The sequence below is a fragment of the Piscinibacter sp. genome (assembly GCF_047600445.1).
Taxonomy (GTDB): domain Bacteria; phylum Pseudomonadota; class Gammaproteobacteria; order Burkholderiales; family Burkholderiaceae_C; genus Piscinibacter.
The window spans coordinates 45497-60896 of record NZ_JASGKT010000001.1; the positions used below are offsets into that span (position 1 = coordinate 45497).

A 15400-nucleotide genomic window follows, 5' to 3' on the forward strand; every position below is an offset into this window, starting at 1 on the left:
CCGACGATGGGGGTCTGGTTCGCCGCCGTCGAGCCGCTGCACCGCTCGCGCGGCCGCGTGCGGCTGCGCTACCGCTGCCGCGCCGGCATGCCGCTGGAGCCGGCGCGCATCGCGCGCGCGGTGGAGTCGCTCGCCGGCGTGCTGGCGGTGCGCGTCAATGCCACCGCGCGCTCTATCGTCGTGGCCCACGAGCCGGCGCGTACCGACGCCGGGCGGCTCGCCGCGGCGATCCTCGCGCTGGAGCCGCCGGCCATGCACCAGGGCGCGGCGGCGGCGCACGAGCCGGGCGCCGAGCTGGGCATGGTGGCGGCCAGCGGCGCGCTGGCGCTGGCCAGCAACCGCCTGAGCCCAGGGCTGCGCGCGCCGCTGGCGCTGGCCACCGCCGTGCCGCTGCTCGGCAAGGCGGTCGACGACCTGCTGCGGCGCGGCATCACCTCGCACGTGCTGGAAGCGCTGGCGGTGACGATCTCGATCGGCCGGCGCGACTACCTCGCCGCCAACACCACCTCCTTCCTGCTCGCGCTGGGCGAGTACCTGGAGCACTCGATCGAGCGCCGCTCCGACGAGTTGCTGAAGTCGCTGCTCAAGCCGTCGAGCAGCGAGGTCTGGGTCGAGCGCGACGGCGCGGAGGTGCTGGTCGACGCGGCCGCGCTCCGCGTCGGCGACACCGTGATCGCCGCCACCGGCAGCGTCGTGCCGGTGGACGGCACGGTGCTCGGCGGCGAGGCGCTGCTCAACGAGGCAACGATGACCGGCGAGAGCGTGCCGGTGGCGCGCCGCCGCGGCGACCGCGTGCTCTCGGGCACGCTGGTCGAGGAAGGCCGGCTGCGCATCTACGCCGAGCAGGTCGGCGGCAACTCGGCGGCGGCGCGCATCGCCGACTACGTCGAGCAGTCGCTGGCGGCCAAGAGCAACACCCAGCTCGAGGCCTCGCGCCTGGCCGACCGGCTGGTGCCTATGGTGCTGGGCCTGGCCGGCGCCACCTGGGGCGTGTCGGGCGACTGGCGGCGCGTCGCCGCGGTGCTGCAGGCCGACTACTCGTGCGCGCTCAAGCTCTCGACGCCGGTGGCCTTCAAGGCGGCGATGTACAGCGGCGGCAACGGCGGCATCCTGGTCAAGGGCGCCGGCGCGCTGGAGCGGCTGGCCCAGGCCGACACCTTCGTGTTCGACAAGACCGGCACGCTGACCAGCGGCAAGCTGCACGTCACCGACGCGATCGCCTTCGACGCGCGCTACACCGCCGAAGACCTGATCAACCTGGCCGCCTCGGTGGAGGAGCACTACTTCCACCCGCTCGCGCTGGCGGTGGTGGAGGCGGCGCACCACCTCGCGCACCCGCGCCACTTCGACCACAAGGAGGTCGAGTTCATCGTCGCGCACGGCGTGGCCAGCGTGATCGGAGGGCGCCGCATCGTGGTCGGCTCGCGCCACTTCGTCGAGGACGACGAGGCGATCTCCACCGCCGCGCACGCCGACGTGATCGAGCGGCTGCACCGCGAGGGCAAGACGCTGCTGTACATCGGCTTCGGCGGCGAGCTGCTCGGCGTGCTGGCGCTCAAGGACAGCCTGCGCGACGACAGCGCCGCCACCGTGGCGCGGCTGCGCGAGCTGGGCGTAGCGCGCATCCTGATGCTCACCGGCGACCACCCCGAGCGCGCCGCCGCGATGGCCGCGGAGCTGAAGCTCGACGGCTTCCACGCCGGGCTGCTGCCGCACGAGAAGGCCGACATCCTGGCCGCGCTGGCCGCCCAGGGCGCGCGCATCGCCTTCGTCGGCGACGGCGTCAACGACGCGCCGGCGCTGACCGGCGCGCACGTCGGCATCTCGATGCACCACGGCGCCGACATCGCGCGGCTGGCCTCCGACATCGCGCTGCTCGAGGACGACATCGGCAAGGTGGCCGACGCGATGGCGCTGGCGCAGGCCACGCGCGCGCTGATCGCCAGCAACTTCAAGCTGACCGTGGGGCTGAACACCAGCATCCTGTCGGCCGCCGCGTTCGGCCTGCTCAGCCCGGTGGCGGCGTCGATGCTGCACAACGGCAGCACCATCGCGATCCTGCTGCGCGCGCTGTCGGGCGCGGGGCTGCCGCGGCGACCGCGCGCGACGAAGCCGCCGCTATCGAAGCAGGCGGCGCCGGTGCGTCGTCAGGTGAACGCCTAGGCAGGCGAGAAAGACGCAGCCGGCGGCGGCGTGGCCCTTCTTGCTGCCCGCGGCCACCAGCGCCATCGAGGTCGCCAGGCTGCCCAGCATGCCGAGCTTGGCGGCCTTGTTGACGCGCATGCGCCGGTCGCCCTGGCTCTTGGCGCGCGCGGCCAGCGCGTCGACGAGGCGGTCTATCCTCGCCTCCAGCGCGGCCACGTCCAGGCGCGCGGCGTCGAAGCGCAGCAGCACGCTGCCGGTCACGGCATTCGACTCGACGGCGCTCACGCCGGCGATCCGCTCGACCTGGGCGTGGATCTGCGCGAGGCTCGCCGCGTCGCGCAGCGTCTTGTCGCGCACGCGGATGCGGCCGGGAAGCGAAGAAACGATGCGGCTCATGGCCCGGATGCTGCGCCGCCTCGGCGCGCGGCGCCCTGCGCAATCTCAATGTCGTCGAGCCGCGCGACGAAGCCGTCGGCATCGACGCCGCGCACCGGCTCGCCGTGGTTGTAGCCGTAGGTCACCAGCAGCACCGGGCAGCCGGCGGCGCGCGCCGCGGCGGCGTCGTTGCTGGAGTCGCCGATCATCAGCGTGCGCGCCGGGGCGCTGCCCAGCGCGCGGCAGGCTTCGAGCAGCGGCAGCGGGTCGGGCTTGCGGCGCGCGAAGGCATCGCCGCCGAAGGTGTGGGCGAAAAAGCGCGCCAGGCCGGTGGCGGCGAGCAGTGCGCGCGCGAACTCGCCCGGCTTGTTGGTGACGCAGGCCAGGCGCCAGCCTGCATCGGCCAGGCGCTGCAGGCCCTCGGCGGCGCCGGGGTAGACGGTCGCGGCGCGGCCGTTCAGCGCGCGATAGTGGCGCTGGTAGGCGGCCCAGGCGCGTTCGTAGAGCGCCTCGGGCGCGCCCACCTCGGCCAGCGTGCGGCGCAGCAGGTGCTCCGAGCCCTTGCCGACGCTGCGCGCGACGAAGCCCGGCTCGATCGCGCGCAGGCCCAGCTCGGCCAGCATCGCGTCGAGCGCGGCGACGAAGTCGGGCAGCGTGTCGACCAGCGTGCCGTCGAGGTCGACGATGGCCGCCTCGCAGCGCGACGGATCCACGCTCACTTCGCGCCGTCGTCCTTCAGCAGCGGCAGCAGCTCCGAGCCGCCCGAGGGCAGCAGGCCCACCTGCGAGTAGGTGGCGAGCTTCTCGCGCGTGTCGGCGATGTCGAGGTTGCGCATCGTCAGTTGGCCGATGCGGTCGGCCGGCGAGAACGTGGACTCACCCTTCTCCATCGTCAGCCGCTCGGGCTTGTAGGTCAGGTTGGGCGACTCGGTGTTCAGGATGGTGTAGTCGTTGCCGCGGCGCAGCTCCAGCGTCACCTCGCCGGTGACGGCGCGCGCCACCCAGCGCTGCGCGGTCTCGCGCAGCATCAGCGCCTGCGGATCGAACCAGCGGCCCTGGTACAGCAGCCGGCCCAGGCGCCGGCCGTTGTCGCGGTACTGCTCGATGGTGTCCTCGTTGTGGATGCCGGTGACGAGCCGCTCGTAGGCGATGAACAGCAGCGCGAGGCCGGGCGCCTCGTAGATGCCGCGGCTCTTGGCCTCGATGATGCGGTTCTCGATCTGGTCGCTCATGCCCAGGCCGTGGCGGCCGCCGATGCGGTTGGCCTCCAGCAGCAGTTCGACCGGGCTGGCGAAGCCCTGGCCGTTCAGCGCCACCGGCACGCCTTCCTCGAAGCGCACCGAGACTTCCTCGCGCTTGACCTCCACCTCGTCGCGCCAGAAGGCCACGCCCATGATCGGGTTGACGATGCGCATGCCGCTGGAGAGGTGCTCCAGGTCCTTGGCCTCGTGCGTCGCGCCGAGCATGTTGGAGTCGGTGGAGTAGGCCTTCTCGGCCGACATCTTGTAGCCGAAGCCGGCCTGGGTCATGAAGGCCGACATCTCGGCGCGGCCGCCCAGCTCGTCGATGAAGGCCTGGTCGAGCCAGGGTTTGTAGATGCGCAGCGCCGGGTTGGCGAGCAGGCCGTAGCGGTAGAAGCGCTCGATGTCGTTGCCCTTGAAGGTGCTGCCGTCGCCCCAGACGTGCACCTCGTCCTCCTTCATCGCGGTGACCAGCATGGTGCCGGTGACGGCGCGCCCGATCGGCGTGGTGTTGAAGTAGGTGACGCCGGCGGTGGAGATGTGGAAGGCGCCGCATTGCAGCGCGGCGATGCCCTCGGCGACGAGCTGCGCGCGGCAGTCGATCAGGCGCGCTTTCTGCGCGCCGTACTGCATCGCGCGGCGCGGGATGTCGTCGTAGTCGGGCTCGTCGGGCTGCCCCAGGTTGGCGGTGTAGGCATAGGGCAGCGCGCCCTTGAGCTTCATCCAGTGCAGCGCGGCGCTGGTGTCCAGGCCGCCGGAGAAGGCGATGCCGACCTTCTGGCCGGCGGGAAGCGATTGGAGGATGGTTGCCATGTGATCGGGAAGGCGGGAGCGGGGCGAAGCCGCGTATTTTCGGGCCAATTCGAGGCGCCGGCCGGCCACCTCCGGGTCCGGCGCCGATTGACATCGGTCAGGAATAGCGTACTCTGTATACAGAGTTCAGAAACCACCCCGCCATGAACGCCCCGCTGCTGAAGCTGCACGTCGCGCCCGACCTGGTCGACCAGGTCTACCAGGCGCTGCTCGGCGCGATCAGCGACGGCACGCTGGCGCCCGGCGCGCGCATCACGCAGGAAGACCTGGCGCGGCAGCTCTCGGTGTCGCGCCAGCCGGTGCTGCAGGCGCTGCGCCTGCTCAAGCAGGACGGCCTGGTGCTCGACGCGCCCGGCCGCGGCGTGCTGGTCGCGCCGCTGACGGCCGAGGGCACGGCGGCCGTCTACCAGGTGCGCGGCGCGCTCGACGCGCTCGCGGCGCGCCTGGCCGCGCAGCAGCGCGCGCAGCTCGACGCGAAGCTGGTCGAGCGCGGCCGCAAGGCGGCGCGCGGGCGCAACGTGCAGGCCATGATCGAGGCCGACGCCGCCTTCCACAACGCCGTCTACGCCGCCGCGCGCAACCCGCTGATCGCGCGCAGCGCGCACCTGCACTGGGCCCACATCCGCCGCGCGATGGGCGCGGTGCTGCAGGCCTCGTCGCAGCGCGAGACGGTGTGGGGCGAACACGCCGCCATCGCCGAGGCCATCGCCGCCGGCGACGCGGCGCGCGCCGAGCGCCTGATGCACGAACACGACGCGCGCGCCAGCGAACACATCACCCGCCACCTCGACGCCGCCATCGGCGCCGAGGCCCGACACAACGCCTGAGGAGACACCGATGAGACTGACCCCCGAGCAGATCGCGCAATTCGACCGCGACGGCTACCTGTTCTTCCCCGGCCTGTTCAGCGCCGAGGAGACCAGGACGCTGACCGACGCCGTGCCCGAGCTGTATTCGCGCCGCGAGGCCTACAACGTGCGCGAGAAGGGCTCGGACGCGGTGCGCACCAATTTCGCCGCGCACCTGTACAGCGAGCCCTTCGCCCGGCTGGCGCGGCATCCGCGCATGGTCGAGCCGGTGGAAGACCTGTTCGGCGAGAAGCTCTACATGCACCAGTTCAAGATCAACGGCAAGATGGCCTTCGAGGGCGACGTCTGGCAGTGGCACCAGGACTACGGCACCTGGCTGAACGACGACCTGATGCCCACCGAGCGCGCGATGAACGTGGCGATCTTCCTCGACGAGGTCAACGACTTCAACGGCGGGCTGATGTTCATCCCCGGCAGCCACAAGAAGGGCGTGGTCGAGGCCAGGCACGACCTGACCACGACCAGCTACCCGCTGTGGACGGTGGACAACGAGCTGATCGGCAAGCTGGTCGAGCGCGCCGGCGGCCGCAACGGCGGCATCGTCTCGCCCAAGGGTCCGGCCGGCTCGATGATCCTGTTCCACTCCTGCCTGGTGCATGCGTCCAGCAGCAACCTCAGCCCGTGGAACCGCGTCAGCGTCTACCTCAGCCTGTGCGCGGTCGGCAACCACATCCGTCGCTTCAAGCGGCCGGAGTACATCGCGCACCGCGACTTCACGCCCATCGAGTGCCTGCCCGACGACTGCCTGCGCAAGCCCTACCCGGTCGATCTGCCGTGGAAGAACGGCATGCCCGGCAGCGCGCTGGTGACTTCGTCTGAACCCTTTGCCACCACCAAGGCCGCCGCATGAACCTGCACGCCAAGCTGCTTCAGCGCCAGGCCGACGGCAAGCCGGTGCGCGTCGGCCTGATCGGCGCCGGCAAGTTCGGCTCGATGTACCTGGCGCAGATTCCGCGCACGCCCGGGGTGCAGCTCGTCGGCATCGCCGACCTGTCGCCGGCCGCCGCGCAGGCCAACCTCGCGCGTGTCGGCTGGGAGGCGGCGCGCACGCAGGCCGGCTCGCTGGACGAAGCGCTGAAGACCGGCGCCACGCACGTCGGCGACGACTGGCGCGCGCTGGTGCGGCACCCGGCCATCGACGTGATCGTCGAGTGCACCGGCAACCCGATCGCGGCGGTGGAGCACTGCCTGGCGGCCTTCGAGCAGCGCAAGCACGTCGTCAACGTCACCGTCGAGGCCGACGCCTTCTGCGGCGCGCTGCTGGCGCGGCGCGCGGCCGAGGCCGGCGTCGTCTACTCGATGGCCTTCGGCGACCAGCCGGCGCTGATCTGCGACCTGGTCGACTGGGCGCGCACCTGCGGCTTCCCGGTCGTCGCGGCCGGGCGCGGCCACAAGTGGCTGCCGCACTTCTGCGAGTCCACGCCCGAGACGGTGTGGGGCCACTACGGCCTGACGCCCGAGCAGGCGCGGCGCGGCGGCCTGAACCCGAAGATGTTCAACAGCTTCCTCGACGGCTCCAAGCCCTCGATCGAATCGACCGCCGTCTCCAACGCCACCGACCTGGCGGTGCCCAGCAACGGCCTGCTCTACCCGCCGGCGAGCGTGGAGGACATTCCCTACGTGACGCGGCCGAAGAGCGAAGGCGGCGTGCTCGAGAAGAAGGGCATGGTCGAGGTGATCTCCTCGCTGGAGCCGGACGGCCGCAGGATCCCCTACGACATCCGCATGGGCGTGTGGGTCACGGTCGAGGCCGAGACCGAGTACATCAAGAACTGCTTCGAGGAATACAACGCCCACACCGACCCGAGCGGGCGCTACTTCACGCTCTACAAGCGCTGGCACCTGATCGGGCTGGAGGTCGGCGTCTCGGTGGCCAGCGTGGCGCTGCGCGGCGAGCCCACCGGCGTGGCGCGCGGCTGGAACGCCGACGTGGTGGCCACCGCCAAGCGCGACCTCGCCGCCGGCGAGATGCTCGACGGCGAAGGCGGCTACACCGTGTGGGGCAAGCTGCTGCCGGCGGCCGCCTCGGCGGCGATGGGCGGCCTGCCGCTCGGCCTGGCGCACAACGTGAAGCTGGTGCGCGCGGTGAAGAAGGGCCAGAGCCTGACCTGGGACGACGTGGCGATGGACACCGGCACCGACGCCTACCGCACGCGCCGCGCGATGGAGGCGATGTTCGGCGCGAGCGCGGCCCGCTGACGCCTCACCAGCGGTAGCCGACCGTGCCGGTGAGCGTGCGGCGCGCGCCTGCAACACATTCGTCGTAGGAACAGGTCGCCCAGTAGATCTTGTCGGCCAGGTTGACGACATTCAAGGCCAGACGCCATGGCCCGGTCTCGTAGCTCAGGCGCAGGTCGACCAGCGTCGCGGCCGGTGTCTTGCGGGCGCGCGCATCGCTCATCTCCTCGTTGCGCTGCTCGCCGACGTGGCGCAGGCCGAAGCCGACGCTCGCGCCGGCCAGGCCCCAGCCGTCCAGCGCCGCATCGGCCCACAGCGAGGCGCTGTGGCGTGGCAGGCCGGGGCGCACGTCGCCGAGCACGGCAGGATCCAGGCTGCGACTGATCACCGAGTCGATGTAGGCGTAGGCGGCCGTCAGATCGACGCGCCGGGCGATGCGTGTCTTCGCCTCCAGCTCGAAGCCGCGCGAGCGCACCTCGCCGATCTGGCGCGGGTGCAGCGGATCGGCCGGGTCGGTGGTGCTGACGTTGGTCTGCTTCAGCTGGAACAGCGAGGCGCTGACCAGCGTGTCGGCGTCGGCCGGCTGCCAGCGCAGGCCCAGCTCGTATTGCTCGCCGCGCGTCGGCTCGAGCCGCTTGCCGTCGGGGTCGTAGCCGGACACCGGCTCGAAGCTCTGCGAATAGCTGGCGAAGGGCGCGAAACCGCCGCCGAGCTGGTAGACAGCGCCGAGCCGACCGGTGGTGGCGCGGTCGCGCTCGTTGCCGCCGAAGTTGTCGGTGGCATGCACACGGTCGTGGCGCACGCCGGCCAGCAGCGTCCAGCGCGAGCCGATCTGGATCTGGTCCTGCAGGTACAGGCCGGTCTTCACGCTCTTGCTGTGCCAGTCGACGTCGGGCTCGCCGTAGACCACCGGCTGGCCGTAGACGGGCGCGTAGAGGTCGAAGTCAGCCATCTGCACGTTCCAGTTCGCGTCAACCGTGTCGTCCTTGATGCGCGAGGCGTCGAGCCCGGCGATCAGCGTGTGGCGCATGTCGGCGCCGCCCAGCTTCCATTCGAGGAAGGTGTCGCTGGTCAGCATCGCGGTGCGGTCGCGGCGGTCGTAGGCACTGCGGTGCGCGGTGCGTTCGTCGGCGTCGATGCCGGTGATGTACGAGTAGCGCCAGTGCACCTTGTTGACGCCGTAGCGCAGGCGGTGGTCCAGGCGCAGCGTGTCGTCGAAGCGGTGCTCGAAGAGGTAGCCGAGGTAGTCGGAACTATCCTTGCCCGTGTCCCAGCCGGGTTCGCCGGTGAACAGGCGCGTCGGCAAACGCCCGTTGACGCTGGGCAGCAGCGAGCCGAGCGCCGGCAGGCCGTTGATGAAGGTGACGTCGCTGCGCTGCAGCTGGCCGAGCAGCGTCAGTGAGGTCGCCGCCGAGGGCCGCCAGGTCAGCGCCGGCGCGAAGTAGACGCGATCGTTCGGCACGTGGTCGACCTGCGTGTCGCCTTGGCGCGCCAGCATCGTCAGGCGGTAGCTCCATGGGCTGCCGGCCTCGCCGAGCGGCCCGCCGATGTCGGCCGCGAGATGCCGGGTCGAATAGCTGCCCAGCGAGGCCTCGATTTCGCCGAACCGCTCGCCGGTGGGCCGCTTGCTGATGGTGTTGACCACGCCGCCCGGGCTGGCCTTGCCGAATATCACCGAGGCTGCGCCCTTGAGCACCTCGACGCGCTCCACGCCCCACGGCTCCTGACGCGAACCCCAGGCACCGCCGTAGTAGAGGCCGTCGCGGAACATGTCGCCCCAGCTCGCGAAACCGCGCAGCGAATACTTCTCGCCGGCCGGGTTGAAGCCGCCGTTGTCGATCACGCCGGCCGCGTAGGCGAGCGCGCCGACGATGCTGGTCGCGGCCGTGTCGCGGATCTGGTCGGCGGTGATCACCGTCACCGACTGAGGCGTTTCGATGAGCGGCGTGTCGGTCTTGGTCGCACTGCTGTTGCGCCGCGCGAGGTAGCCCTCCACCGGCGCGGTGGCCTTTTCCTCGACGCTGCCGGCGCGCACCGGCACGGCGGGCAGCACGGGTTCGGCAGCCGGCGCCGGAGCGACCTGGGCGCGCACGGCGGCGCCGGCGCAGAGCATCGCCAGGCCGGCGAGCGAGCAGATGGTTCGTTGGCGCATGGTAAGTCAATAATGATAACGATTCGCATTCTATTCAATACCAACACACCCTCCGCCATCCACCTCCGCCCATGGCAAAAAAACATCGCCACACCTGCGCCGCCGCGCTTAGCAGGTTTCTTCTGAGACGGGATGTAAGCCAATTGCCGTTTGCCAAGTTTTGACGCAATTTGGCCCCGAACAGGCCCCAAGATGCGCCGCATCAATCACAGGGGCGGGTTTTGGCATTGTTCGGCTTGACGTTCGGCAGACGAGCCGCGGCGCAGATCGCGCCGCCGGCGGCCATTGCCACGCCGTCCGCGCGCGGGAGCTGGTTCCAGCGCGAGGAAGCCATCATGGGCACGGCGATCCGCGTCGAGCTGTGGGGCGAGGACGAGCGCGACGCGCAGTGCGCCATCACCGCGGTGATGGACGAGATGCACCGCATCGACCACGCGATGAGCCCGCACAAGCCCGATTCCGAGCTGTCGCGCATCAACCGCGACGCGGCGCGTGAAGCGGTGCCGCTGTCGCCCGAGATGTACGGGCTGATCGAGCGCGCGCTGGCCTTCTCGCGCTTTTCCGACGGCGCCTTCGACATCAGCTTCGCCAGCGTCGGCAACCTGTACGACTACCGCGCCGGCACCGCGCCGAGCGAGGAGGCGCTGGCGCGCGGCCTCGCGGCGATCGGCTGGCGGCACCTGGCCCTCGACGCGAAGACGCGCACGCTGCGCTTCGGCCGCGAGGGCATGCGCATCGACCTGGGCGGCTTCGCCAAGGGCCACGCGGTGGACAACGCCGCGGCCATCCTCACCGAGCTGGGCGTGAAACACGCCATCGTCAGCGCCGGCGGCGACAGCCGCGTGCTCGGCGACCGCCGCGGCCGCCCCTGGAGCATCGCCATCCGCGACCCGCGCCGCGAGGACGGCGTGGTGGCGGTGCTGCCGCTGGAGGACACCGCCATCTCGACCTCGGGCGACTACGAGCGCTACTTCGAGCGCGACGGCGTGCGCTGCCACCACCTGATCGACCCGCGCAGCGGGCGCTCGCCCGGCGCGGTGCGCAGCGTGACCATCCTGGCGCCCGACGGGCTGATGGCCGAGGGCCTGTCGAAGACGGTGTTCGTGCTCGGCGTCGAGCGCGGGCTGGCGCTGGTCGAGTCGCTCGACGGCGTCGACGCCGTGGTGGTCGACGCGCGCGGCGCGCTGCACTATTCCCCGGGCCTGCTGGCGGGCGGCCCGCAGCAGACAAGACAGATCGAAACGGCGCGGCAATGACCGCGCCAACTCAGTGGAGGTGAAGATGAGGACACTCACGCACAAGCAGGGCTGCATCGCGTCCTTGGGCTGCGCGGCGGCGGCCGCGGCGCTGCTGGCCGGCTGCTCCGGCGGCAGCACCAGCGAGGGCACGGTCACGGTCGAGGGCAACGTGCCCATCGTCTACGCCAAGCGCTCGACCACGCTGACCATCAACCCGACCAACGGCGCGCCCTTCGCGGCCGGCGGCGACCTGATCCTGCGCGAGAAGTCCAGCCCGAGCGCGCCCGAGCACAACCTGACCGCGCGTTTCACGCAGGGCAAGGGCGACGCCTCCGACCCCGAGGTGTCGTACGACGGCAAGAAGGTGGTGTTCACCATGCGCTGTCCGACCACGAACACCGCGCAGATCGACGGCGCGCCGGCCTGCACCGGGCGCTGGAACATCTGGGAATACGACATGAGCACGGGCGGGCTGGCCGGCGGCACCTACCGCCGCATCACCACCTCGACCACCGACGACGACGTCGATCCGGCCTATCTGCCCGGCGGGCGCGGCTTCGTGTTCACGTCCAACCGCCAGGGCAAGACCAAGTCGGTGGAAGGCGGCCAGACCCACTACGCGCTCGACGAGTACGAGCGCGAGCGCGTGCTGCAGCTCCACACGATGGACAAGGACGGCGGCTCGATCACGCAGATCTCGGCCAACGCCAGCCACGACCGCAACCCGGTGGTGCGCAGCAACGGCGAGATCATGTTCTCGCGCTGGGAGCACGTGGGCATCCGCAACCGCTTCGCGATCTTCCGCGTCAAGCCCGACGGCACCGACATGTTCGTGCTGTACGGCGCGCAGAGCCCGGGCAACAGCTTCCTGAACCCGCGCGAGATGGACCCCAAGGGCAAGTACAAGGGCTTCGTCTCCTCCGACCTGATGGCGCTGTCGCGCACGCAGGAAGGCGGCTCGCTGATGTTCATCGACGCGGCCAACTACTCCGAGCACAACACGCCGGCCAACAAGACGGTGTCGGCCTTCGGCGGCCAGGCCGAGGTGACCGACAAGCCGCTCAACCAGGAGCGCGGCCTGTCGCCCTACGGCCGCATCACCACGCCCTACCCGCTGTGGGACGGCACCGACCGCGTGCTGCTCGGCTACCGCCCCTGCGAGGTGACGCGCAACGGCACGGTGATCCCCTGCGCCAACCTCACCGCCGAGGAGCGCGCCTTGCTGGAAGACGAGTCGATGACGCGCGAGCAGATCGCCGCCGCCCCGGTGCAGGACAACGCGCCGGCCGCCTACAGCATCTACATGTTCGACCCGGCCAAGCAGACCTTCCTGCCGGTGGCCACGCCGCCGGCCGGCTTCATGTACGTCGACCCGGTGGCCATCGAGGCGCGCCCCGAGCCGAACGCCACCGACCCGACCAGCGTCGACGCCACGCTGGCCGCGCAGGGCCTGGGCGAGATCGAGGTGCGCTCCGTCTACGACACCGACGGCCTGGACCGCAACGGCGAGACCATGCTGGCGGCCTCCGACCTGCCGGCCGGCTGCTCGGCCGGCATCGCCAAGACCGCGCCGGCCAGCGACGCCGACACGCGCGCGCAGGTGGCCGACCTGCTGAAGCTGAAGAACCCCGCCGACGCCGCCTACGGCTGCTCGCCGATGCGCTTCGTCCGCGCCACGCGCGTGGTGCCGCCGCAGGCCGGCAGCACCGGCATCCGCGAGGCGCTCGGCGAGACCGACTTCGAGCCGCAGCAGATCCTCGGCTACGCGCCGATCGAGCCCGACGGCTCGTTCAAGCTGCACGTGCCGGCCGACACGCCGATCGCGCTGACGGTGATCGACAACAAGGGCCGCGGCATCCAGACGCACCTGAACTGGATCCAGGTGCGCCCCGGCGAGCGACGCACCTGCCTGGGCTGCCACAGCCCGCGCCGCGGCGCCTCGATCAACTCCGGCACGGTGGTCGACACGCTGCCGGCCGCGCTCAACCCGGCGCTGGCCAGCCAGCACCAGTCGGGCGAGACGCTCGCCTCGCTGCGCACGCGCCTCGACCCGGCGCGCCTGAAGCTGGTCGCCGACATGGAGTTCAGCGACGTCTGGGCCACCGGCGGCAGCGCCCGCGCGCCGGTGACGATCCGCTACGCTGGCAACGCCAACGCCGCCGACGACCTGCAGACGCCGGCGCCCGTCAACGGCTTCATCAACTACCCCGACCACATCCAGCCGCTGTGGACGCGCGACCGCGGCGCCAACACCTGCACCACCTGCCACGCCGACACCGCCAAGCTCGACCTGCGCGCCTCGATCGCCGGTACCGGCCGCACCGTCTCCTACGAGGAACTGGTGCTGGGCGACCCGGTGATCGACCCCAGCACCGGCCTGCCGCAGACGCAGATGCGCGACGGCGAACCGGAGATCGTGCGCGGCGCGGCGCTGGTCGAAACGATGGCGCCCGGCGTGTTCGGCATGGCGCGCGCCAGCCGCCTCGGCGAGATCCTGTTCGGAGAGAACCTGAAGGCCAGCGACGAGGCGCGCACCACGCACCCGAACCCGCCGGCCGGCGCGCCCGACCACTCGACCATGCTCAACCTCGCCGAGAAGCGCCTGGTGTCGGAGTGGATGGACCTCGGCGGCCTGTACTACAACGACCTGGTGGCCAACGGCAGCCCGGTGCGGCTGACCACGCTGAGCGAAGCGGCCTTCGAGCGCGACGTGTTCCCGATCCTGCAGTCCGACTGCGCGAGCTGCCACCAGCCGACCGGCAACTCGGGCGCGGCGCAGACGGCGCAGACCTTCGCCGGCAACCGCTTCGTGCTTGCCGGCAGTGTCGAGGGCGACTACAACGTCAGCCTCACGATGATCTCCGACGTCTGCAACGGGCCCTCCAACGCGCTGCTGCGCCGCCCATCGACCGTGCCGCACCCCAGTGGTGCGAGCGGCCAGGCGACGGCGCTGCTGCCGGCCGGCAGCGCCAAGTACAACACCATCGCCGCCTGGATCGCCAGCGGCTGCGGGAATCCATGACCCCACGCCCGTCCCCGAGCCTGTCCCTGATCGCCGCCGCGCTGCTCGCCGCTTGCGGCGGCGGCGGCAACCCGCTGGCCAACCCCGACTCGGTCGCGAACCCGGGGCAGACCACGGGCCAGAAGCTGTCGTTCATTTATTTCCAGCGCTGCATCAATCCGATCTACCTGATGCCGCTGTCGGTCAACCAGAATGGCGTGGTGACCACCAACACCTGCGCCAGCGTCGGCTGCCACGACGACGCCAAGGGCACCGGCGGTGCGCTGCGCCTGATCGGCGCGGCGCAGCCGGTCGACCTGGCGGACCCGGCCAACACGCCCGACGCGGTGCGCGCGACCGACATGTACAAGAACTTCTATTCCTCGCAGGGCGCGACGGTGATCGGCGCGCCCGCCGAGAGCCGCCTGCTCGCCAAGCCGCTGCTGACCACGCTGCACGGCGGCGGCCGGATCTTCTTCGACCTCGACGACGCCAACGCGAAGCGCATCGCCTACTGGATCGGCCGGCCCATGCCGCAGGGCCAGGACGAGTTCAGCGTCGCCGGCAACAGCATGCTCTCCGCCAGCGGCGAGTGCCTCGACCAATGACGCGGCCCTCGCACCGGGGGGCACGCGCCCTCGCCGCGCTCGCGCTCGGCATGGCCGCCGCCGGCGCGGCGCTGCCCGCCCTCGCCGCCGACGAGGCGCCGCGCACCGAGCGCCTGCAGGTCACCGACCCCTACCTCGAAATGCGCACCGGCCCGGGCCGCGGCTACCCGATCCACCACGTCGCGGCGCGCTCCGAGTGGGTCGAGATCGAGCTGCGCTACACCGACTGGTACAAGGTGCGCGCCGAGAACGGCCGCGAGGGCTGGGTGCACCGCCGCCAGCTCGCCACCACGCTGACCGACGCCGGCGTGGCGCGCAGCTTCCGCGACATCGCCTTCGACGACTACCTGCGGCGCCGCGTCGAGTTCGGCGCCGCCTGGGGCCACTTCAAGAAGGAGCCGATGCTCAAGTTCTGGGCCGGCTACAAGCTGTCGGAGTCCATCGGCATCGAGGCCACGCTCGGGCAGGTGCAGGGCGTGTACTCCGGCACCACCTTCTGGCACGTCAACCTGCAGCTCGAGCCCTTCTCCGACCAGCGCATCTCGCCCTTCTTCGCGGCCGGCGTGGGCAACTTCAAGAACATCCCGAACACCAGCCTGGTCTCGGCGACCACCACCGACGCCAAGCTCGCCAACGCCTCGATCGGCGTGCGCTACTACCTGACCGAGCGCTTCGTGCTGCGCGCCGACTACTCGATCTACACCGCCTTCCTGAACGACAACCGCTCGGGCGAGTACCGCGCGCTGACCGGCGGCCTGTCGTTCTTCTTCTGAGCCCGACT

13 protein-coding genes are annotated in these 15400 nt (G+C 71.2%); 8 read left to right on the plus strand and 5 right to left on the minus strand.

The features are described from left to right. The first annotated feature begins 6 nt into the window (after positions 1–6). Positions 7–2163 (plus strand): heavy metal translocating P-type ATPase, encoded by a 2157-nt coding sequence (locus QM792_RS00225; RefSeq protein WP_415147156.1) that lies wholly within the window; start codon positions 7–9, stop codon positions 2161–2163. Here the strand turns inward: QM792_RS00225 and QM792_RS00230 are convergent. Genes QM792_RS00230 through argG form a run of 3 tightly spaced genes read right to left on the minus strand, consistent with a single transcriptional unit; the run spans position 2119 to position 4573 of the window. Next, positions 2119–2541, minus strand: coding sequence for an HMA2 domain-containing protein (locus QM792_RS00230; RefSeq protein WP_415147157.1), 423 nt, complete (start codon positions 2539–2541; stop codon positions 2119–2121). The two genes, QM792_RS00225 and QM792_RS00230, sit on opposite strands and share 45 nt — an antisense overlap. Beyond that, on the minus strand, positions 2538–3239 hold the full coding sequence (gph, locus tag QM792_RS00235; RefSeq protein WP_415147158.1) for a phosphoglycolate phosphatase: 702 nt from the start codon (positions 3237–3239) through the stop codon (positions 2538–2540). The genes QM792_RS00230 and gph overlap by 4 nt, the downstream gene beginning before the upstream one ends. Then, the gene (gene argG, locus QM792_RS00240; RefSeq protein ID WP_415147159.1) at positions 3236–4573 is read right to left on the minus strand and encodes an argininosuccinate synthase; all 1338 of its coding nucleotides are present in this window, start codon (positions 4571–4573) and stop codon (positions 3236–3238) included. The genes gph and argG overlap by 4 nt, the downstream gene beginning before the upstream one ends. A gap of 143 nt (positions 4574–4716) precedes the next feature. On the opposite strand from argG, the gene QM792_RS00245 reads away from it, so the two are divergent. Genes QM792_RS00245 through QM792_RS00255 form a run of 3 tightly spaced genes read left to right on the plus strand, consistent with a single transcriptional unit; the run spans position 4717 to position 7641 of the window. Continuing rightward, a complete protein-coding gene (locus QM792_RS00245; protein WP_415147160.1) occupies positions 4717–5400 on the plus strand; it encodes a GntR family transcriptional regulator in 684 nt (227 codons plus the stop codon). A gap of 10 nt (positions 5401–5410) precedes the next feature. Further along, positions 5411–6292 (plus strand): phytanoyl-CoA dioxygenase family protein, encoded by an 882-nt coding sequence (locus QM792_RS00250; RefSeq protein WP_415147161.1) that lies wholly within the window; start codon positions 5411–5413, stop codon positions 6290–6292. Then, entirely contained in the window at positions 6289–7641 is a 1353-nt protein-coding gene (locus tag QM792_RS00255) for an NAD(P)H-dependent oxidoreductase (RefSeq protein ID WP_415147162.1), read from the plus strand. The genes QM792_RS00250 and QM792_RS00255 overlap by 4 nt, the downstream gene beginning before the upstream one ends. Before the next feature lie 4 nt (positions 7642–7645). Here the strand turns inward: QM792_RS00255 and QM792_RS00260 are convergent, their stop codons facing one another. Both QM792_RS00260 and QM792_RS00265 read right to left on the minus strand, forming a co-directional pair. Beyond that, positions 7646–9772, minus strand: coding sequence for a TonB-dependent siderophore receptor (locus tag QM792_RS00260; protein ID WP_415147163.1), 2127 nt, complete (start codon positions 9770–9772; stop codon positions 7646–7648). Between the two features lie 202 nt (positions 9773–9974). After that, positions 9975–10109: a hypothetical protein gene (locus QM792_RS00265; protein ID WP_415147164.1), complete on the minus strand. Its 135-nt coding sequence runs from the start codon at positions 10107–10109 to the stop codon at positions 9975–9977. On the opposite strand from QM792_RS00265, the gene QM792_RS00270 reads away from it, so the two are divergent. The 4 genes from QM792_RS00270 to QM792_RS00285 are packed head-to-tail and all read left to right on the plus strand — an operon-like array spanning position 10108 to position 15392. Next, positions 10108–11028 carry an FAD:protein FMN transferase gene (locus QM792_RS00270; RefSeq protein ID WP_415147165.1) on the plus strand — a complete coding sequence of 307 codons (921 nt, stop codon included), beginning with the start codon at positions 10108–10110 and terminating at the stop codon, positions 11026–11028. The genes QM792_RS00265 and QM792_RS00270 overlap by 2 nt on opposite strands. Before the next feature lie 25 nt (positions 11029–11053). Continuing rightward, positions 11054–14032 (plus strand): hypothetical protein, encoded by a 2979-nt coding sequence (locus tag QM792_RS00275; protein WP_415147166.1) that lies wholly within the window; start codon positions 11054–11056, stop codon positions 14030–14032. After that, positions 14029–14619 (plus strand): hypothetical protein, encoded by a 591-nt coding sequence (locus QM792_RS00280; RefSeq protein ID WP_415147167.1) that lies wholly within the window; start codon positions 14029–14031, stop codon positions 14617–14619. The genes QM792_RS00275 and QM792_RS00280 overlap by 4 nt, the downstream gene beginning before the upstream one ends. After that, positions 14616–15392: an SH3 domain-containing protein gene (locus QM792_RS00285; RefSeq protein ID WP_415147168.1), complete on the plus strand. Its 777-nt coding sequence runs from the start codon at positions 14616–14618 to the stop codon at positions 15390–15392. The genes QM792_RS00280 and QM792_RS00285 overlap by 4 nt, the downstream gene beginning before the upstream one ends. Positions 15393–15400 lie beyond the last annotated feature (8 nt).

Excerpts from the sequence above, each read along its gene's own strand:
- QM792_RS00225 (WP_415147156.1), top strand. The coding sequence starts at position 7 with ATGGGGGTCTGGTTCGCCGCCGTCGAGCCGCTGCACCGCTCGCGCGGC.
- QM792_RS00230 (WP_415147157.1), bottom strand. The coding sequence starts at position 2,541 with ATGAGCCGCATCGTTTCTTCGCTTCCCGGCCGCATCCGCGTGCGCGAC.
- argG (WP_415147159.1), bottom strand. The coding sequence starts at position 4,573 with ATGGCAACCATCCTCCAATCGCTTCCCGCCGGCCAGAAGGTCGGCATC.
- QM792_RS00245 (WP_415147160.1), top strand. The coding sequence starts at position 4,717 with ATGAACGCCCCGCTGCTGAAGCTGCACGTCGCGCCCGACCTGGTCGAC.
- QM792_RS00250 (WP_415147161.1), top strand. The coding sequence starts at position 5,411 with ATGAGACTGACCCCCGAGCAGATCGCGCAATTCGACCGCGACGGCTAC.
- QM792_RS00255 (WP_415147162.1), top strand. The coding sequence starts at position 6,289 with ATGAACCTGCACGCCAAGCTGCTTCAGCGCCAGGCCGACGGCAAGCCG.
- QM792_RS00260 (WP_415147163.1), bottom strand. The coding sequence starts at position 9,772 with ATGCGCCAACGAACCATCTGCTCGCTCGCCGGCCTGGCGATGCTCTGC.
- QM792_RS00270 (WP_415147165.1), top strand. The coding sequence starts at position 10,108 with ATGGGCACGGCGATCCGCGTCGAGCTGTGGGGCGAGGACGAGCGCGAC.
- QM792_RS00265 (WP_415147164.1), bottom strand. The coding sequence starts at position 10,109 with ATGATGGCTTCCTCGCGCTGGAACCAGCTCCCGCGCGCGGACGGCGTG.
- QM792_RS00275 (WP_415147166.1), top strand. The coding sequence starts at position 11,054 with ATGAGGACACTCACGCACAAGCAGGGCTGCATCGCGTCCTTGGGCTGC.
- QM792_RS00280 (WP_415147167.1), top strand. The coding sequence starts at position 14,029 with ATGACCCCACGCCCGTCCCCGAGCCTGTCCCTGATCGCCGCCGCGCTG.
- QM792_RS00285 (WP_415147168.1), top strand. The coding sequence starts at position 14,616 with ATGACGCGGCCCTCGCACCGGGGGGCACGCGCCCTCGCCGCGCTCGCG.